21 protein-coding genes are annotated in these 20271 nt (G+C 33.3%); 17 read left to right on the forward strand and 4 right to left on the reverse strand.

What is annotated here, in order from left to right:
• The 3 genes from SPD90_RS03315 to SPD90_RS03325 all read left to right on the forward strand — a co-directional run.
• Positions 1-276: aminotransferase class I/II-fold pyridoxal phosphate-dependent enzyme (locus tag SPD90_RS03315; RefSeq protein ID WP_320924301.1), on the forward strand; the 276-nt coding region annotated here is incomplete at its 5' end.
• A gap of 128 nt (positions 277-404) precedes the next feature.
• Positions 405-836: a MarR family winged helix-turn-helix transcriptional regulator gene (locus SPD90_RS03320; protein ID WP_320924302.1), complete on the forward strand. Its 432-nt coding sequence runs from the start codon at positions 405-407 to the stop codon at positions 834-836.
• Positions 837-852: 16 nt separating this feature from the next.
• The gene (locus SPD90_RS03325) at positions 853-2214 is read left to right on the forward strand and encodes an MATE family efflux transporter (RefSeq protein ID WP_320924303.1); all 1362 of its coding nucleotides are present in this window, start codon (positions 853-855) and stop codon (positions 2212-2214) included.
• Positions 2215-2277: 63 nt separating this feature from the next.
• Here the strand turns inward: SPD90_RS03325 and SPD90_RS03330 are convergent, their stop codons facing one another.
• Positions 2278-2928, reverse strand: a complete 651-nt coding sequence (locus SPD90_RS03330; protein WP_320627024.1) for a DUF1847 domain-containing protein — start codon at positions 2926-2928, stop codon at positions 2278-2280.
• 303 nt (positions 2929-3231) lie between these two features.
• Between SPD90_RS03330 and SPD90_RS03335 the strand changes: the two genes are divergently transcribed.
• The 4 genes from SPD90_RS03335 (at position 3232) to SPD90_RS03350 (ending at position 8421) form a co-directional block, all read left to right on the forward strand.
• Complete coding sequence (locus tag SPD90_RS03335; RefSeq protein WP_331680191.1) at positions 3232-5178, forward strand: YgiQ family radical SAM protein; 1947 nt, start codon at positions 3232-3234, stop codon at positions 5176-5178.
• Between the two features lie 240 nt (positions 5179-5418).
• The gene (locus SPD90_RS03340) at positions 5419-7131 is read left to right on the forward strand and encodes a hypothetical protein (protein WP_320924304.1); all 1713 of its coding nucleotides are present in this window, start codon (positions 5419-5421) and stop codon (positions 7129-7131) included.
• Positions 7132-7159: 28 nt separating this feature from the next.
• The gene (locus SPD90_RS03345; protein WP_320924305.1) at positions 7160-7735 is read left to right on the forward strand and encodes a hypothetical protein; all 576 of its coding nucleotides are present in this window, start codon (positions 7160-7162) and stop codon (positions 7733-7735) included.
• An 89-nt stretch (positions 7736-7824) separates the two neighbouring features.
• Positions 7825-8421, forward strand: a complete 597-nt coding sequence (locus tag SPD90_RS03350; RefSeq protein WP_320924306.1) for a hypothetical protein — start codon at positions 7825-7827, stop codon at positions 8419-8421.
• Positions 8422-8477: 56 nt separating this feature from the next.
• Here the strand turns inward: SPD90_RS03350 and SPD90_RS03355 are convergent, their stop codons facing one another.
• A complete protein-coding gene (locus SPD90_RS03355) occupies positions 8478-9344 on the reverse strand; it encodes a C40 family peptidase (protein WP_320924307.1) in 867 nt (288 codons plus the stop codon).
• 492 nt (positions 9345-9836) lie between these two features.
• On the opposite strand from SPD90_RS03355, the gene SPD90_RS03360 reads away from it, so the two are divergent.
• From SPD90_RS03360 to SPD90_RS03400, 9 genes are all read left to right on the forward strand, one after another.
• Positions 9837-11198: a WYL domain-containing protein gene (locus SPD90_RS03360; protein WP_320924308.1), complete on the forward strand. Its 1362-nt coding sequence runs from the start codon at positions 9837-9839 to the stop codon at positions 11196-11198.
• Positions 11198-12193 carry a WYL domain-containing protein gene (locus SPD90_RS03365; protein ID WP_320924309.1) on the forward strand — a complete coding sequence of 332 codons (996 nt, stop codon included), beginning with the start codon at positions 11198-11200 and terminating at the stop codon, positions 12191-12193. The genes SPD90_RS03360 and SPD90_RS03365 overlap by 1 nt, the downstream gene beginning before the upstream one ends.
• 66 nt (positions 12194-12259) lie before the next feature.
• Positions 12260-12463: a hypothetical protein gene (locus tag SPD90_RS03370; protein ID WP_320924310.1), complete on the forward strand. Its 204-nt coding sequence runs from the start codon at positions 12260-12262 to the stop codon at positions 12461-12463.
• 12 nt (positions 12464-12475) lie between these two features.
• Positions 12476-12955, forward strand: a complete 480-nt coding sequence (gene ybaK, locus SPD90_RS03375) for a Cys-tRNA(Pro) deacylase (protein WP_320624071.1) — start codon at positions 12476-12478, stop codon at positions 12953-12955.
• Between the two features lie 287 nt (positions 12956-13242).
• A complete protein-coding gene (locus SPD90_RS03380; protein ID WP_320924311.1) occupies positions 13243-14079 on the forward strand; it encodes a DegV family protein in 837 nt (278 codons plus the stop codon).
• A 229-nt stretch (positions 14080-14308) separates the two neighbouring features.
• Positions 14309-15166: a fumarate hydratase gene (locus SPD90_RS03385; RefSeq protein WP_442908898.1), complete on the forward strand. Its 858-nt coding sequence runs from the start codon at positions 14309-14311 to the stop codon at positions 15164-15166.
• A gap of 58 nt (positions 15167-15224) precedes the next feature.
• Complete coding sequence (locus tag SPD90_RS03390) at positions 15225-15779, forward strand: Fe-S-containing hydro-lyase (protein WP_320924312.1); 555 nt, start codon at positions 15225-15227, stop codon at positions 15777-15779.
• Positions 15780-15919: 140 nt separating this feature from the next.
• The gene (locus SPD90_RS03395; RefSeq protein ID WP_320624075.1) at positions 15920-17101 is read left to right on the forward strand and encodes an NAD(P)-dependent malic enzyme; all 1182 of its coding nucleotides are present in this window, start codon (positions 15920-15922) and stop codon (positions 17099-17101) included.
• Positions 17102-17263: 162 nt separating this feature from the next.
• Entirely contained in the window at positions 17264-17545 is a 282-nt protein-coding gene (locus SPD90_RS03400; protein ID WP_320624076.1) for a DUF1292 domain-containing protein, read from the forward strand.
• A 45-nt stretch (positions 17546-17590) separates the two neighbouring features.
• On the opposite strand, the gene SPD90_RS03405 is transcribed toward SPD90_RS03400, so the two are convergent.
• A complete protein-coding gene (locus tag SPD90_RS03405) occupies positions 17591-19027 on the reverse strand; it encodes a PH domain-containing protein (RefSeq protein ID WP_320924313.1) in 1437 nt (478 codons plus the stop codon).
• A gap of 75 nt (positions 19028-19102) precedes the next feature.
• Complete coding sequence (locus tag SPD90_RS03410) at positions 19103-19495, reverse strand: GntR family transcriptional regulator (RefSeq protein WP_320924314.1); 393 nt, start codon at positions 19493-19495, stop codon at positions 19103-19105.
• Between the two features lie 249 nt (positions 19496-19744).
• Here SPD90_RS03410 and SPD90_RS03415 point away from each other — a divergent pair.
• Positions 19745-20271: leucine-rich repeat domain-containing protein (locus tag SPD90_RS03415; RefSeq protein WP_320924315.1), on the forward strand; the 527-nt coding region annotated here is incomplete at its 3' end.

The following is a 20271-nucleotide window of genomic DNA, read 5'->3' on the forward strand; positions in this document are numbered from 1 at the left end:
CCAGAAGGAACTAAGCATACTTATCCAGATGGTGGCTTGTTTACTTGGGTTGAGCTACCTGAGGAGTTGAATTTAAATACGACAGAGCTTCTTAAGGAGGCTAATGAAAAATACAAGGTAGCGTATGTTGCCGGAGAAGGATTCTTTGTAGAAGGCGGCGGCAAAGGTAACAACTGTATGCGTATGAGCTTCAGTGCTGTACCACCTGAAAAAATAGAAGAGGGTATGAAGCGACTTGGAAAATTATTTGACGATAAAATAAAAGAAAATAAATAGTTATTAGAAGTAAACTTCCTTTTATATAAGGGAGTTTATTTTTTTGAGTTGACAATAAAATTAAAAGAGTATAGAATTGTTAGGTGGCTAACGTTAGAAGGCTAACAAAAGAGAGGGGGAATTTCTTGGTGGATAAAATTGAGATTTTCGGAATCATTCATAGATTGGATAATCAAGTCAAGAGAAATCTAGATAAAATCGCACTCAAGCATGATTTAACTGGAATTCAGGCGTTCTTTTTAAAATATTTACATGATAATTCAAATAATAGAGATATATTTCAAAAGGATTTAGAAAAAATATTTGATATCAGGAGGTCTTCTGTATCGACTATGATAAGCTCGTTGGAAAAAAAGGGCTACATAAGGAGAGAGAGCATCCCTACTGACAAGAGGATAAATAAGATAGTTTTGACAGAAGCGGGGATAAAAGCTCACATAGAAGTTGATTCTGATGTGAAGAAATACAAGGAAAATATATTGGAGAATTTTTCTGATGAGGAGATAGAATTGTTATACGACTTGCTGGAGAGATTTTCTAAAAAGACTAAGGGAAATTAAAAAGGAGGACATCAAAATGGCAGAAAAAACAGTTCAAACAGAAAATAAAATGGGTACGATGCCTATTAACAAGCTATTAATATCAATGGCTTTACCGATGATGGTATCAATGCTTGTCCAAGCTCTATACAATGTAGTAGATAGTATTTTCGTTGCGAAACTTAGCGAAAACGCATTAACAGCAGTATCTATGGCATTCCCTGTGCAAAACCTTATGATAGGTATGGCGACAGGTATCGGAGTTGGGATGAATGCATTAGTTTCAAAAAATTTAGGACAAAAAGACCAAGAGGGCGTAAACAAGGCTGCTCTTCACGGTATTTTCTTGGAATTTGTAAATTATTTAATATTCTTATGTATAGGTTTATTTGCAGTGCACAAATTCATGGAAAGTCAAACTAATATAACTGAAATAGTAGATTATGGGACAACATATTTGAGAATAGTATGTATATGCTCATTTGGTATATATACTCAAATGTCATTTGAAAGATTGCTACAATCAACAGGTAAGACGATTTTATCTATGACTACACAATTAACAGGTGCGGTGATAAATATCATACTAGACCCTATCTTAATATTTGGTCTACTTGGTGCTCCAAAATTAGGAATCGCCGGTGCTGCTATTGCGACTGTTATCGGTCAAATAGTTGCAGGTATATTTGCGCTTGTGCTTAATATCAAGAAAAACAAGGAAATTCATCTACATCTAAATGGATTTAAATTAGAGAAAAAATATCTAGGAAGAATATTATATGTAGGTATTCCTTCTGTGCTGATGGTGGCTATAGGATCTGTTATGACTTACGGAATGAATATAATCCTTATGACATTCTCATCAACAGCTGTTGCAGTATTCGGGGCTTACTTCAAGCTACAAAGCTTCGTGTTCATGCCAATATTTGGATTAAATAACGGTATGGTTCCTATAGTTGCGTTCAACTTAGGTGCTAGAAATAAGGAAAGACTTGTAAAAACTGTAAAATTAAGTGTATGCTATGCTGTCGGAATAATGTTTGTAGGGCTTGTAATACTTCAAACTATGCCTGGCACTTTGCTTGGATTCTTCAATGCGTCTGAACAAATGCTAGCAATAGGTATACCAGCGCTTAGAACAATAAGCTTGAGCTTCGTGTTCGCTGGATTCTGTGTAATCGCGTCTTCTACGTTCCAGGCTTTAGGAAACGGCGTATTGAGTATGCTGCTTTCTTTTGCTAGACAGTTGCTAGTTTTATTGCCAGCTGCTTATTTCTTGTCAAAATTGGGAAATGTAAATTTAGTTTGGTGGTCATTCCCGATTGCTGAGATAATGTCAGTTGTGGTTAGTATTATTTTCTTGAAATATTTATATAATAAGGTTGTAAAAGATTTATAGGAGTGAGCTCGTTTGAAGGCTGTTACGCGATTTTAGTTGTTCGTGTAGCAGCCTTTTTGATTTTTATTTTTTTCCAAATAGCTTGCTCTTGTAGTAAGATTCGCTCATAAGAAGCGGTCCGACTGGGTTGTGGCAAGTTACTCTGTCCTTTGCAACTAATACTGTTACAGGGGCATCTGAGTATTTGATAAATAGAGAGTCGTGGCCTACGCAAAGTCCTATTGCTACGTTTAAGTCGGTTTTTTCTTCGTTTAAAATTTTGGCTTGTAGGATAGGGTTGCACATTGATTCGTGGTCGGCGTTTGGTCTTACGTGGTGTTCCTTTGCGATGCCGATTTCTTCTTTTTTGATAGATCCTACCTTACATGCCACTGTGTAGTAATCGATGTTGTTGTGTTGTAGGATTTTTGCGAATACCTTTGCTTCCTTTATAAGGCCTACACATGTTGCGATTCCTACTTTTTTGGCGCCTATTCTTTTTATAAATTCTACTGTTTCTTCTACACGAGTTAGCTTGCCGTAGAAATCGCCTTCTATTTCTGCTGAGTTTACTGCTAGCTTGTGGTTTTGTTCGTCTTCTGTGTATAATTTTTTGATTTGTTCTATTTGTGAGTCTGTTAAGTCTGGTGTTATGCAGAATTTTGGGTATAAGCTGTCTCTTTTTGAGCAATTTTGAGTAGAGCAATCGCTACAGCTTGGTTTTCTTTCATTCATAGTATTACCTCTTTCTAATATTTTCATTTGATTTAATTGTAGGGAATTTTTGGAAAATGGTCAAATTGTGAATAAAATTTATATTCGTGAAAATAATACTATAAAAGAGTTGGATTATTTGTGGATAAAAATAGGTAGAAATGATATAATTATTAGTCAGTTAAGGCAAATTTGGAGAGAATTTGTGGAAAAGTAGCTTGTTTAGAATTTTAGGATAGGAAATTCTTTTCTAGCTTGTGAATAATTAAGTCGAGTTGATTTTAAAATAGATAATTTATTTTGTGTATAGAAAGTGGTGAGATAGTGAATAATAAATTTTTACCCATAAGTAAGGCCGACATGGAGGAACGCGGATGGGATGAGTTGGATTTTGTGATAGTGACTGCTGATGCATATGTGGACCATCATAGCTTTGGGACTGCGATAATTTCTAGAGTGCTTGAGAAGGCTGGTTATAAAGTAGGGATAATAGCACAGCCTAACTGGAAGACTACAGATGATTTTATGAGACTTGGCAAGCCTAGACTTGGGTTTTTGGTGAATGCAGGGAATATGGATTCTATGGTAAATCATTATTCTGTGAGCAAGAGAGCGAGAGATAAGGATCTTTATTCGCCAGGTGGCAAGATGGGATATAGACCTGATAGGGCTACGATTGTGTACTGTAATAAGATACGTGAGGCTTATAAGCATGTTCCTATAGTTATAGGAGGAATTGAAGCGAGTCTTAGAAGATTTGCGCATTACGATTATTGGAGCGATAGAGTTAGAAATTCTATATTAATCGATTCTGGAGCGGATTTGTTAATTTTTGGAATGGGAGAAAAGCAAATCGTAAACGTTGCAGATGCTTTGAATAACGGATTTGACCCTAAGTATATAAGCTTTATAGATGGGACTTGTTACCTAGCAGATAGCTTAGATGAGATTTATGGAGATTATGTAGTCGTGCCTTCTATGGAGGAGGTAAGCACTGACAAGAGAAAATACGCCGAAGCCTTCAAGATTCAATCTGAGGAACAGGATCCATTTAGAGGTAAGATAATCGTTCAGCAGCATGGAGTCAAGTACCTAGTTCAAAACAAACCTGAAAAGCCTCTAAATAGAGAAGAGCTAGACGAAGTGTACGCACTTCCATATACTAAGACATACCATCCTATTTACGAGGATATGGGTGGAATACCTGCAATCAACGAGGTTAAGTTCAGTATCGTGAATAATAGAGGATGCTTTGGAGCGTGCTCTTTCTGTGCGATAACCTTCCACCAAGGTAGAGCGGTTCAAAGTAGAAGCCACGAGTCTATTCTAGAGGAGGCAAGGGAGATAACTCAGATGCCTGATTTTAAGGGGTATATCCACGATGTAGGTGGGCCTACAGCTAACTTTAGAGGTCCTGCTTGTAATAAGCAAATTACAAAGGGCGCATGTAAAAATAGACAGTGCTTGGATCCATCGCCTTGTAAAAATTTAAAGGTAGACCACACAGATTATATAAATTTACTTAGAAAGGTCAGAAATCTTCCTGGAGTCAAGAAGGTATTCGTGCGCTCAGGTATAAGATACGACTATGTGATGGCTGATAAGGACAACAAGTTCTTAAGGGAGCTAATCAAACACCATATAAGTGGGCAATTAAAGGTAGCTCCAGAGCATGTGGCTGAAGAGGTTCTTTACTACATGCAAAAGCCTGCTGGAGAGACTTATGAGAAATTTAGACAAAAATTCTTTGATATAAATAGACAGCTTGGGATGAATCAATATTTAATCCCTTATTTGATGTCGTCTCATCCAGGCTCAACACTACACAGTGCGATAGAATTGGCTGAGTATTTGAGAGATATACATTACCAACCAGAGCAGGTTCAGGATTTCTATCCAACGCCGGGGACTTTATCGACTACGATGTTCTATACAGGACTAGATCCGAGAACTATGAAGCCTGTTTATGTGCCTAAATCTAGAGAAGAGAAGGCTATGCAGAGAGCGCTTTTACAATTTAGCCAACCTCGAAATTACGATTTAGTTCACGAGGCTTTAGTCAAGGCTGGTAGAGAGGATTTAATAGGATTTGGTCCGAGATGCTTGATTAAGCCTAGAGGTGAATTTAAGTCTTCTGGCAGTAGAGATAGTAAGAACAAGTCTTCTAGAGGAGATAATAGAAGCTCTAAAGGAAGAAATTCGAGACCGAAAAAATATTCTTCTAATAAAAATTTAAAAAATACAAGGGGTTCAAAGAAAAGACCTAGATAGAAAGTGAAGCTAGATAAATTATTTCATGTATATGATTTATCTAGCTTTTTTTATTTAAAAAAATAGAATAAATAGTGCATCTCTTGAATAGAATAAATTAAGCTTGTCACAAAATTAATCGAAAGAAAAGAGGTGTTTCAAATTAAATCTAGGATAAAATCTGCATTGATCCTTTTTGTAGTGACGATAATAGTGTTTGTCACCTATGATAATTTGCAGAAAATAGAGGCACAGCGAAATTTGCCTGCTGGAGTCACCGAGGTTGAGATAAGCGATTGGACAAAGACTAGGGAGGCGAATGAAATTGGAGATGGCGAGAAAAAATTAAATTCACATATTGATTTAAGCGGGCTAAATCAGAATATTTCTGATGATGATGTAGAAGCTATAGATGGACTGTACGATGCTACATATAAGCTTAGGCCGATGTCGTTGATACCTGGGGACGTTAGTATAAATGGGAACAAGGTTTTGAGAACTATTATAAAATCTGGGAAAACTTCGGATTTACTGGGGTATCATATAGATCAACTATACGAGTATTTAAAATCAGACAAACCTATACAGTGGTCAGAAAATGGTACAGTTAGTTGGAATTTGTGGACAAAAGTCGATAGCACAAAGTCGGCTGTCGAGTGGAGAATGCTCAGTGGAAAATTCAACATATCAGAGGCTCAGATGGAAAAGATAAAATCAAATGAGGCAGAAGTATTGTTGGGAATACCCGCTGATAACGATTACGGATTTGAGCTTGTAATACCATTTAACGATATTATTAGTGTATTTTTAAATAAAAATCCTACATCTATAAACTATACGAGTCGATCTACCTTTAAACAGTATTACTTAAATAGTGTGCTTGCTAATTACAGGAATTTAGATACCTGCCAACAAAATGAATACCATTGCGCGCTTTCAAATCACACAGATGGATACCATGTAGACACAAATACGCTAGATCAAAATAATTTATTGGACACTAATATATCCAACAATCTTATAGCAGGTGAAAATACAATAGACATATTGATAGGAAATTTAATAACAAGTGAAAGTCTGTTGAATAGCTCGTATGGATTTTCTAAGCTAAATGTTTATATAATTGAGAGTCCTAAAATAAATATAAGTGCACAATTTTATACATATAAAAATGAAGAAATTGTTTATTTTGATGAAAATTATCTTCCTAAAAAGGATCAAAAGGTGTACTTGAGAATAGATGTAGAAAATAAGTCGGAAAATGTAACTTTGAACAATTTAGACTTAGTGATGAAGATAAATTCAGAATTGCCGATTGAAATAAATGAAAATAATATGCTTTTCAATAATCAGGATATAACCTCTAAGACAAGGTGCTATATAAATGAGGATTTTTCAAATCAATATACGCTAAGTGAACTCAATAGTATAGCTTCAGGGCAAAAAATCACGATAATGTCAGAAGATATAAATTACACGATTACACATGCAAACTGCAAGGACAAGTACGTCTACATAGAGAGTGTGGCGAAATTAAATTATATAAGAGATAATCTGACTTACATACAAATCAGAAGGTGTGAAAAGATTTCAGGACTTATAAAGGAAAATAGGATTAAAATTCCAGTTAGCAACGCATTTGGCTGTCTTAATATAACCTGTTCAGTCGAAAATCCAGACGATATGAGCTTTATGGTAAATATAAGTGGTAGTGAGGATTTTGCGAATTTATTGATAAAACCGGGACAAACCTACACAATAAACGATTTGCGTCTAAGTCAGTATGATATAAATTTAATAGTGCCACAGGATTATCAGGTTGTCGATACAGATACATATTCGAGCTCAATCCAAAACAAAGTTAGTCTAAGCTCTACCAATTACGAAAAAAATGTACAGATCGAGCTCAAGAAGAAAAGCAATCCTTATTTTTACAAAAATGATCAAGAAACAGTAAGTTTGAGCTTTGATTAGCTCGAAGATAAGAAACCAAGGTGATAAAATGAAAAAGGCTTTTTTTGCTATGGTGGTTGTGATTTTAGTTTTTAATTACAGCTATATAGAAGCGATGTTTTTCAATAAATTTTTAAATAATGCGAATACTACGGTTCAGACTTGTAAAATAGATTTTTCAATTGACGGTGATTCTGTCCAAAAGCGAGAAATTAAATTCGATGAATTATTCTCAGAGCAGGAATCATTTGTAGGTGTAGATTTCGATGTTACAAATAACAGTAAATGCGATATTTTCCTTAGAATTGCAGTACTTCCAATAGTTGTCGACGAAAATAATCCAAATATCGCGTATAAATTGAGTAATTTCTCCTGTGAAATTCAATATTTAAATGATGACAGTAATATCCTAAATTCGACTTATTGGGAAAAATCGAGTGATGGATATTATTATTATAAAAAATCTATGAAGGAAGGCGATAGTTTAGAGAATAAGCTAATTTCGGGGATAAAATTAAATTTGACTAAGAGGGAGAGGATAGAACTTGTGGATAAGCAGCTTCAAGTTGTTGTCAGAGTCGAGTCCAAGCAGAGTAAACACGAGGATTATAGTAATTTATGGTGATAACTTGAGGTTGTGGTAAAAATTAAGTGTAAAGTAGATGGTGATTTAAATATTAATGAAAAGATTAAATTTAGTTGAGGAGGACTTAAATGAAAAAGAGTAAAAAGTTGGCGATTGCATTAGTTGTCGTATTGGTTCCTGCTATAGGATTTGGTTTTAATTATTTTAAATGGAGTAAAGAGCAACCTTTGTCTAATCATCAGACACTTACAGTAAAAGGAGATATAGCTGTTACCGAAGTTTCCACTGATGAAGGATTAGTTCCTAGAGATGAAATCTGTGGTAGTATTGGATTTAATATCGAATCGACAGCGCCTAGTTTATTGAGGGTGAAGGTCGAAGCTTCTTGTAGTGGTGATAATGGATTAAAAGATGTCGGCGTAATAGAAGGTCTTAAAGATAACTGGGTTTACGGAGGAGATGATGGATATTATTACTATACAAAGGCAGTAAACAAAACTACACAAGATTCAGTAATCGTGCAATTTGCCGACTCTATAAAGTTTGACGCTAAAAATGGCGAAGATGTAAATGACTATCAAGGTAAGGAAATAAGCACTAAAATAACAGCAGAGATGGTACAGGCTAAATACGGTGTTTTTGAAACTGAATGGAACGTTAAGCAAGGACATCCAGCGTATGAACAGTTAAAGGCAGCATCAGATGCAGTTACACCATCAAATTAAATTTAAATAAAAATAAGCAAAAGGTCCCCTATATTTTTATAGGGACTTTTTGAACTTTATTTATCCTTTGATATTCCGTCGATCAAGTTTGCATATAAAATAGGACAACGGCTCAATCTAGGGCGGTCGGGCTCAAAGGTAGTTACTCTGACACCTGGATGACCATTTGCTACAGTTGATGTAGATTCTATTAAAATGCCTGGCGCTACGTAAATCGCTACATGGTGGATATGGTAGATTCCATCTATCCTAGGGCAGTTTTTTCCATTTTTGCATTTGTAATTGTTGAAAAATATTAAATCACCAGGCTGAAGCTTGTCTTGATCTATATTGCAGCCTAGATTTAGGCAGATTTTCGCCTGCTCGTAGCTTCTTTTATTTTGGAGATAGTCGATTCCGACTTTGGAATAGACATAGCTCGCGAAGGAATTGCATCTTAGCTCGCCGTCTTTAGTTCCATATGGAGTACCTATTTTTTTGAATGCTTCTTCTAATAGCTTTGTCCTCTTATCATCGGAGGTAGCTTTGATAGATGCACAGACCCCATTTTGGTCGAAGTTAAAGCATAAATTAGAAATTGTAACGGAGTCGTTTTTCTTCATTTTATAGGTGTTTTGATCGAAGTAGTAAATTTTATCGTCGATAGATTGCAGACTGCTCAAAAGATAGCCATTTTTAGGATGCGCGTAATATGTGTTTCCATCTATATTGAACATACCGTATTGGACTCTGCAGTCTTTGAAATAGTAGTATCTACCGTCGATTTTTTTAAAGTCATCTGATAGAGAAGAGGCCTTGTCGTCGTCAAAAAAGATATTTACAGCTTGGACCTCGTCTGAAGCTTGGGCATATGTCAAATTATTAGGCAGAATAATTGCGTTAAATAGTACGATAGAAAGTAATATTATTTTAAAAAATTCCATGATTTTCTCCTTTCAAAATAGTTTATAGCGAGTGAATAGGTGGCTGTTTATATGTATTATCACCAAAATGATGAAAAATATGTAAAAAATTATAAATTTTATAAAAATAAAACGATAAAAATTTAAATATTAAAATCTAAAAGTGTATATAAAAAATAAAAAATACAATACAAATGAAAATGGCTCCGACAACGGCACGTTTTTTGGGGAGATAAAAATTATGATATAGGATACTATAAAAGTACGAAGTTAACGAGGGACAGAGAATAAGTTAACGGGAAATCCAATTAATAATTTAAACTGAGGGAATTATAAATTAATAATAGGTTTAAGTAAATACGGTATAGAGCTGGTGGAAGTGAGGGCTACTGGCTTTATATAAAGGCTGTGAGGCGGTTTAAATAATCGCTTTACGGTCATTTTTGTGTAAACAATTGATAAATTAAGTGATATAATATTTAGAAAAGTACAGTTTAAAGGAAGGTTTATTAATTGGAAGGCAAGTTGAACAGTAAAGGAAGGATTACTAAAAAATCTAAGAATAAAGTTACAAAGCAATGTAACGAGAAAAATAGTATCTTGATAGATAGTTTTAATAAAATAAGAGAGATTGTGAGAATTATATATATTTACAGCTCTTACAATAATAATGAAATTTTTAATGTATCTGAGAGAAAGCTAAGATCTGAAAAACATAGGATTAAGAATATCTTTGAAGAAAATTGTAAGGATAATTACGAGAAAAATAGAAAATATGTCGGATTATGCTACGATGCAGTTATTTATTCAAAGAATTTTTTATCTCAGGCTTATTTTATAAAAAATTTTCATGACTTCGATTTGATACTGTATTTTTTTATTTTAGAGATTTTAAATCAGGGTCCTATGAGTATGGATGAAATTTTAGATGAGTATGCAACAATAAGCTATATTAAGGGCAAGAGCAGTAAAGATGACGATATAGTGAGCTCTACTACGATGGAAAGACACCTAAAAAAATTATTAAAACAGGGCTTGATAGAAAGAGTAAAAGATGGTAAAAGATATCTATATAAATCAAAGCAGGAGTTTTTTGAAGATTTTTCCTTAGGACAGAAAGAGGCAATCCTGAATATAGCTACTTTTTATTCTGAAATAGCGCCTTATAAAGTTCCTGGATATTATTTACAAGAAACCTTGAAAAGCGATTCAGATATAATGAATTTAAATTACTACGATAATGAAGATGTCTATAAGGATTGGTATTATTTTTCAGGAAATCAACTACATAGTATTTTAGATGAGATAGTTTTGTTTAATATAGAAAGAAACAGATTTGTTGAGATAGAAAAGTATGAAGGAAACAAGATAAAGGCTTGTTATTTATATAAAATAATAGATCCAATACATGGAAGATTATATGTGATGACTAGAGGTATAGATGAAAATAACCTAGTTACAGACGAGTACATAATTTTTAGGGTCGACAAATTAAAATCAGTAAGGGCGCTTAAGAAGAAGCCTAAAAATTTAGATGATATAGATTTAAATAAAAGATTAAACATGTGGAACTGTTCGATTTCACCTCAAAAGACTAGAACCTTGGAGGAGGAAACTGTGCAGGCTATTTTCTACATCGACGAGACAAAGGATAGAGATTTATATGAAAGGCTTTTGAGGGAGAAAAAATGGGCTACTTTAGAGAAAATCGATGATGGAAAATACTTGTTTACAATAAGTGTAATAGAAACATCTGAACTAGTTCCTTGGTTTAGAACGTTTGAGGGACATGTTGTAATTTTAAATAAAAATTTGAATAAACAGTTTCAAGAGGAAAGAGACAAGTTATTACGAAGATATGGGGTATTTGAATAATGGAGTATTTTAATACATATAAAAATAAATTATTTACAATTTTAACTAGAATAATGAATCAGGCTGTAGACGGCAGAAAATTTACAGACGAAGAGGTCGAACAGCTTTTAAAGGACACAAAAATTGCAGATGAGGATTTTATAAAAAATGTCCTTGGATACAGTGAAAATCCTTATAAGATAATGGGTGCAGACTTTAAGCCGATGTTTACAGATAAAAAAATTCCTATAAATCCGACTATTTTGGAGAAGCGTTGGCTAAAATCGATAATAAGTGATGAAATGGCGAGATTATTTTTAGATGAGAATATAATTTTAAAGCTAGAAAATAAATTAAAAGATGTAGAGCCTTTGTTTAAAATGGATTTGAAACAGGCTCAGGATATAAATCAGAAATTAATTAAGGTTATAGTATGCTCTTTTAGATATAATAAATTTATAAAATATAGATTTACTTACAAAGGTGAGCAATACGAGCATATAGGAATACCGTTTAAGCTAAGCTACCTAGTAAGGGAAAATAGGTTCAAATTATCTGTTTATTGCATAGAGAAGAGAGAGCTTTTTTATATTGATTTAGATAGTATAGAGGATATTGAGTTTTTTGAAGATTTAAATGAGGATTTGATACTGTTACAAAAGGAAATAGACTCAATTGGCAAGAGAGAATTTTTTAAGAGAGAATTAAGCAGTCAGATGGTTACCTTGAAGATGCAAATTATTCCAGCGTTTGATCATAATACAGCAGAGAGAGCTCATTTTTTATTTTCTACATACGATAAAAAGTCATTTAAGATGGATGATCACTATATTTTAGAGGTCAAGTACTATAAATTTGACGAGGAAAATGTAATAAAAAAAATACTAAATCTTGGAATTTATGCTACAATATTAGAACCTGAAGAAGTAAAACAAAAGGTTGTGTCTATGCTTCTAGAGGGGTATAATTTACAGAAAAGATTTGACGAGGAAATGGGTGAAAACTATTTAATTTAAGTTTCATAAAGTATGAAACTGTAATATTTATAATATAGAATTGCACATTGCTAGGAGGTGCTTTATATGTTTAAAGTTAAGACAAATAATTTATTGGATGCGATAGTGTATGTAGTTATGGGCATAATTTATTGCGCAGTGGCTGTTTATTTTGTTTCAATTAGAACAAATGTAGTCCATGCGATAATTACAATTTTATCATTTGTTGTTGGAGCAATAGCTTATTTTAAATTGAGCTTTAGAAAGACTACAGATGAGGTAAAACAATAGAGGTGAATGAAAATGGCAAAAAAAGTAAAAACGAATGCGATGAGAATCTTAGATTCTAATAAAATAAATTACCAAACACACGAATATAAAACTGATGGCGAGCATGTAGACGGGATTACCGTTGCAAATGCTATAGGTAGAGATGTAGATCAGGTCTACAAGACATTGGTAGTGCAAGGTCACAGCAAGGAATACTATGTTTTTGTAATTGCAGTCGACCAAAATCTAGACTTGAAAAAGGCTGCAAAGGCAGCTGGCGAAAAGAGCGTCGAGATGATCCATGTCAAGGATATAAACAAGGTAACAGGCTATATAAGAGGTGGTTGCTCTCCTGTAGGCATGAAAAAATTATATGGGACATTTGTAAATGAAAAGGCCAAGGATTTGGACACTATAATAGTCAGCGCTGGCAAGATTGGACATCAAATCGAGCTTAAGCCTGAGGATTTGCAAAAAGTCACTAATTTTAAATACGCAGATGTGATACATTAATATAAACTTTGAAAAGGGATATTTAAAATGGATTTTTCTAGTTTTGAATATCCCTTTGTGTTTGAAAAACAAATATTTTGATATTCAAATTACTATTGACTTATAAATAGAAATTGTTATAAAATTACTTTTCGAGATGTATATGATGATTAAAAAGTGGGTATACTTGTTAATGGAATTTTAAAATAAATATAATAAAAATGGGATGATATACATATAGAGTTAATCAAAAAGTAGTATAGAGATATATGTAATAATTAGATATAGTGGTGGGAGGAATTACTTTTATGATAAGAATAATAACAGATAGTTCAAGTGATATAACTAGAGAAGAAGCTGAGAGACTAGGGGTAGAGTTAGTAGCTTTACACGTTTCATTTGGGGAAGAGAGCTTTTTAGATGGTGTTAATATAACCCATGATGAATTTTATAAAAGACTTGAAGAGGCTGAAGAATTACCTAAGACTTCACAAATGAATCCAGCTGGATTTGTAGAGATTTTTGAAAAATTTATAGATAATGGAGACGAGATTGTAGGTATATTTTTATCATCAAAATTAAGCGGTACATATCAATCTGCTGTGATAGCGTCTCAAATGATTGAAACTGATAAAGTACATGTTGTAGATTCAAAAAATGCAAGCCTTGGATTGGCAGTACTTGTCAGAGAGGCTGTTAAGTTGAGAGATGCAGGTAAGACTGCAGAGGAAATAACATCAGGGATAGAAGAGCTTGTAGGAAAGGTGAAATTAGTAGCTGTAATGGATACTCTTAAATATTTAAAAATGGGAGGTAGACTATCTGCTGCATCTGCTTTAATAGGTGGAGTGCTTGGAATAACTCCTGTAATATCAGTTGTAGATGGTGGTGTTGAAGTGATTGCAAAGACTAGAGGACACAAGAAATCTATAAAATTTATGGTAGATTATATGCAAGAGAATATGCCTGATCAAAATCACTGTGTTGACTTTGGATATTGTAGAATAATCAAAAATTTAGATGATTTTAAGGCTAGCTGTACTCCTAAGTTTGAATTAGGTGAGGAAGCTACTAGAGAAATTGGTGCTATAATAGGTACGCATATAGGACCAGGAGCGTTTGGAGTGGCTTATATAGGTAAATAATACTGTTAAATAGACTCGATGAACAGGGTCTATTTTTATTTGCTGTGAAATAGTTTCTGAGCACATGAAACTTGGCATATTAAATAAATTTTTACATATATGTATAATAATTTAAAAATTAGAAATAATATAGGTATAATGATTGTGTAGGCGTCAGATATAAATTTTCAAAAAACTTGTTTTCTAGACTAAATAATGTTAAGATAGAAAGACGAATAATTATAAAATAATGGGGAGGTATGTTCGTTTGAAGGTTATTAATTCTGCTCAAATTACCGAAGAAGTGAAACGTTTATGTATAGAAGGAAATATTTTCTTAGGTCAAGATGTTGTAGATTGTTTTAAGAAAAATCTTGAAAAAGAAGAAAGTGATCTAGGAAAAGATGTTTTAAATATTTTAATAGAAAATGCAAAAATTGCATCTGAAAAAGAAGTTCCAATATGTCAAGATACAGGAATGGCTGTATTTTTTGTAAAAGTAGGTCAAGATGTTAGAATAGAGGGGGATACTTTGACAGAAGCTATAAATAAAGGTGTAAGCCTTGGATATACAGAAGGATACCTTAGAAAATCTGTAGTAAGCCCAATTACTAGAAAAAATACTCAAGACAACACTCCAGCCGTAATTCACTACGACATGGTCAAGGGAGATAAGCTTGAAATAGTATACGCACCAAAGGGATTTGGTAGTGAAAATATGAGTCAATTGAAGATGTTAAAGCCATCTGATGGATTAGATGGAATTAAGAGATTTATAGTGGATGTTGTATCTGAAGCTGGTCCAAACCCATGTCCACCAATAGTTGTAGGTGTTGGAATAGGTGGAACAGTAGATAAGTGCGCTCAAATTGCTAAAAAAGCTCTAACTAGAGAAATTGGAGAACACAACGAAGATCCATTTATAGCAGATTTAGAAAAGGAAATGTTGGAGGCTGTGAATAATTTAGGAATAGGACCTCAAGGATTAGGTGGAAGAACTACTGCTCTTGCTGTAAATATAGAAACTTTCCCAACTCATATAGCAGGACTTCCAGTTGTTGTTAATATAAATTGTCATGCATCAAGACATAAGAGTGTGACTTTATAGGAATTTATATAAAGTAAAATAAAAAGATACGAAGAATGCTTTTATAAGGGGGCAAATTATGATAGAATTAAAAACTCCATGTACAAATGAAGATATTGAAAAGTTAAAATGTGGTGATGTCGTTAAAATAAGCGGCATTTTATATACAGGAAGAGATCAAGCTCATAAGAGAATGGTAGCTGCGTTAAATGAAGGAAAAGAGCTTCCTTTTGATGTGAATGGTCAAGCTATTTACTATGTTGGACCAGCTCCAAATAAACCAGGCGAAATAATTGGATCAGCAGGACCTACAACAAGCTATCGTATGGACGATTTGACAGTTCCTCTTTTAGAAAAAGGGCTAAAAATAATGATAGGAAAAGGAAAGAGAAACGACGTCGTAGTAGAAGGCATGAAAAAATACAAGGCTGTTTACCTAGCTGCTATCGGCGGTGCAGGAGCTTACATATCTAACTCAATCAAAAAATGTGAAGTAATAGCTTATGACGATTTAGGAGCAGAAGCTGTTAGAAGACTTGAAGTAGAGGATTTACAATTAATAGTAGCTATAGATTGTCAAGGCAATAATATCTACAACAAGAGAAAAGAATACGAAAGAGAAATAAATTTATAATGCATAGGAAATTATATTCCTTTGAAATTTTGGATAAATATAATTTCCGTCATGCATTTCAAGAAAATCAACATTATGGATCTTTAGGATAAAGATTTTCTTATAAAAAATATATTTGAGATGAAATTTGGAGGAAAAACATGGCAAAGAAAGACTTTAATGAATTAGCATTAAAAATGCATGAGGAAAATGTAGGAAAAGTAAGTATAAAAAGTAAAGTAGGAGTTTCAACTAAGGATGATTTATCTACAGCTTATACTCCAGGGGTAGCTGCTCCATGCTTAAAAATAAAAGAAAACAAAGACGATGTTTACAAATACACTTGCAAATCAAACATGGTTGCAGTAGTAAGTGATGGTACAGCAGTTCTTGGACTTGGAAATATAGGAGCATCTGCTGCTATACCAGTTATGGAAGGTAAATCAATATTATTTAAGGAATTCGCAGGTGTTGATGCATTCCCAATATGTGTAGACACTATGGATATAGATGAAATAGTAAGAACAGTAAAATTAATAGCACCAGTATTTGGTGGAATCAACCTAGAAGATATAAACTCTCCAAGATGTATAGAAATAGAAAATAGATTAAAAGAAGAATTAGACATACCAGTTTTCCACGATGACCAACATGGTACTGCAATAATAGTTTCAGCTGGTATAATAAATGCTGCAAAGCTTGCTGGTAAAAAATTAGAAGACCTAGAAATCGTAATCAACGGTGCTGGTTCTGCAGGTATGGCAATAGCAAAAATGCTACTTAACTTAAATGTAAAAGACATAGTTTTATGTAATAGAAAAGGAGCAATATGTTCTAAATCAGAAGGTTTAAACTGGGCTCAAGAAGAAATGCTAAAGGTAACTAATAAAAATGACCAATCAGGTTCATTAGCTGATGTATTAAAAGGGAAAGACGTATTTATAGGTGTTTCTGGACCTAACATGGTTACAAAAGAAATGGTAGCTACTATGGCAGAAAAATCAATTGTATTTGCTATGGCTAACCCAACTCCAGAAATATTCCCTGACGAAGCTAAAGAAGGTGGAGCATTTATAGTTGGTACTGGACGTTCAGATTTCCCTAACCAAGTAAACAACGTTCTTGCTTTCCCTGGAATATTCAGAGGAGCTTTAGATGTTAGAGCTAGCGAAATTAACGAAGCTATGAAGGTTGCAGCAGCTTATGCAATAGCTGGAATAATCAAAGACGAAGAATTAACTACAGAATTCGTATTACCAGATGCATTTGATCCACGTGTTGGTAAAGAAGTATCTGCTGCAGTTGCTAAAGCAGCTAGAGATACTGGTGTTGCTAGAATATAGTAAAATTCGATAATTGAAAGTAAAAACTGTTACATGAACTTATTTAGTTTGTGTAGCAGTTTTTTTGGTTGAGTAAAACATATTTTTAGCCATAAAAACATAAAATTTATAAAGGGTACAATGTTGGTTTATTAATATATGATAGATTTGAGGAGATTATTTATGGATGAAAATACAATTGTTTTATGGGATCAAGACGGTGTTGAGACTACTTTCGAAAAAATATTTTCAATAGAAATTGAGGGAGAAAACTACATTATGCTATCACCTGTTCAGAAAAAAATTTACAGTGAGGAAGAGGATGAGGAAGAAATTTTAGTGTTTAAGATAAAGGACAGTGATCATGGGGAGCTTTTAGTTCATTTGAAGGACGAAGAATGTGCAGCTCTTATCGATAAATGTAAGAGTTTATTTGAAAAATTTATAAATAGTAACGATATTTAATTTGTTGGATATCGAGGGGCGGCTGTACGATGCCCCTCGATATTTTTATTTTATGCTGTTTAATATTTTTGTGTAAGCTTTTTGTGTGTACGCTTTGTCCTTTGTATTGTATATTAAGTAGTCAAATTTGCTGTTTTTTAGTTTGGCGACTATGTATTCAGAGTTATCCTTTGGGTAAAGGTAGACTCTGCATTTGCCGTATTTGTCGCTTTTGAAGTTTCCGATTAGCTTTTCATCTGTGCCGATGCCGTTAGTTCTAAGTCTAAAGGAAATAGGTTCGTCAGTTATAGTAATGCTTTCGATATCTTCGTAATTTAATTCATAAGAATAAGGAAAAGCGGAGATACTAATGTTAGGCTCAGTTGAGCTAAGTGTAATTTTGCTGCTTACAAATTCGCTAGGAACCATTAAAACTACTATAAGTATAAATGTAGCAACTAATATGATTTTATCTAGTTTTTTACCCATGAAATTACCATGCTTTGTAGCTAGGTTGTATGTCATGCCATATCCGAAACGACTAGACACAGTTGTGCTAGTATCGTTAGGATTGTAGTAATATATACCATCGATCCAATAGTCGTCATCGTCTACAATAATTTCTTCATAATTTTTTTTCTCCATTAATTCTTCTTCTAAGCTAGACATTTTTCTTTTGATATATACAAATCCCATAGCTATTGTAAATGATAATATAACTACAGATATCATTATTACATCGAAGAATTTGATATCTATGTAGTCTAATAGCACAAGGTATATAACCAAAAGTGTAACTGATTCAAAAATAGCATTGACTAAAAAATAGATTGAAAACATTCTTTTTTCTGATTTATTTAGTATTAAGTTGACTTCAGAATCTGTGCTGTAGGTTTTAAGCTTGCTTTTGTTTGAACCCTTTGCTGTGTAAAATAAGAACGTAGTAAAGGCAAAGTTTAAAACTGCAATTATTAAAAAGGCAATATTTTCACTTGAAAAATTCTTAAAGCATATAACTAACACCAAGATATTTATCAATAAAGGAATTAAATAATATTTATCGCTAATAGGCATAGAGCTTTTAAGTAAAGTCGTCTTAGTATCGCAATATACGACCTTTTTCTCGCCGACAAACCATTGATTTTTATTTTTCTCAGCCTTGACTTTGCGGTTCATCTTCTTAAATGGCACGGTAGAACCGTAGTATGAGAAAAATAAACTCCAAACCACTAGATAAAGTATATAAACAGTAGTATTTTCAAAAATCCAAAATGGAAAAATAACTGGGATTGCAGTTAAAATCATGATTAGGTAGATTTTATTGCAAAGGGATTTAAATTCCTTTTGGATGTTTTTTACAAATTCGCCTTCAAGTACTTCTGAGGGCAAGGTTACGGCCATAAACATATTTTTTTTAGGTTTAGATGCAGAGTGCAGTGTCGCGTATATAGTTATAAATATGGTAAAAACACATAAAACCATAATGATTCTGAATAACAACATGAGAAAAACCACCTTTCCTTAAGTATTTACTATTTTCGTTTTTTTAAACATGATATTAGAAATTTTTTCATTAATTTATTCTTTTTCTGCTTTCAAGCCCTTCATAGAGTCGAAAATATTCTCGCATATCTTCATAAATTCATCCTTTTTTATGCCCCTTATTTCAGCCTCAGAAATGACTAGAGATAAGTCGTCTTCTAGCTTTTCCTTGAATTCGAAGTTGGGAGTTAGGATGGGATTTACTTTGGCTCCATGTCTTCTGTCGATTGATATAAAGCCCTCTTGCTTCAGCATTGCGTATGATTTGTTTACAGTCATGTTGTTTATGCCGAGATCCTCTGCTAGCTGTCTTATTGTAGGGAGTTTTTCGCCTTGAGCTAAGTCACCGTGCGCGATTGCCATTACGATTTGGTTTCTAAGCTGTATGTAAATTGGGATTTCGCTTTCGAAATTTAATTTTAAAATCATATAAAACCCTCCTTTTTTGTAAATATTTAACTTTGTATTATATATAGTAATACAAATAATACTAAATTGCAATAAAAAATTTTAAAAGGCATTTTTTGTAAAAATTAAATTTGGAAAATATTGTTTTAACCACAAAATTAAATTATACTTATAACATAAAATTGTAAAAAAATCTCTATCCTAAAGATCTATAATGTAGATTTTTTTACAATATAGGTATAATTTTTTAAAAAAGGGGGAAGGATTTAAATGAGAAGGTTGTTTAAAAAGGCAATAATTTTTGTAATTACAATTTCATTTGTATTTAACTCCGGTCTAGGCGAGATTATATCTTATGCTCAGACTGTGGATATGGATGGGATTTATCAATCGGTCGTAAGTAGTTTCAATTTAGCTTCAGCAGAAGGAGAGGTCAGTACTGTGGCGGAGAGTACGACTTCTGGAGATTTTGAATATACTGATGTAGATGGTGGTGTATCGATAACTAAGTATACAGGAAGTGCTGATGAAGTAATTATTCCTTCTACTATCGATGGAAAGGATGTAAAAATAATAGGGGAAGCTGCATTTGCAGGATCTAGTACATTAGTTACTGTTGTGATACCAGATGGAGTCACAGAAATAGGACCGTATGCATTTTCAGCAAGTGAAGCCTTAGAGAATGTTACAATGTCAAATAGCTTGGTGAACATAGGAAATTATGCGTTTAATGAATGTATTGATTTAGTGAATACAAGTATACCACAAAGTGTAACTAGTATAGGAGATTATGCGTT

Origin of the sequence: Intestinibacter sp., assembly GCF_034113885.1 — a bacterium.
Classification (GTDB): Bacteria; Bacillota; Clostridia; order Peptostreptococcales; family Peptostreptococcaceae; genus Intestinibacter.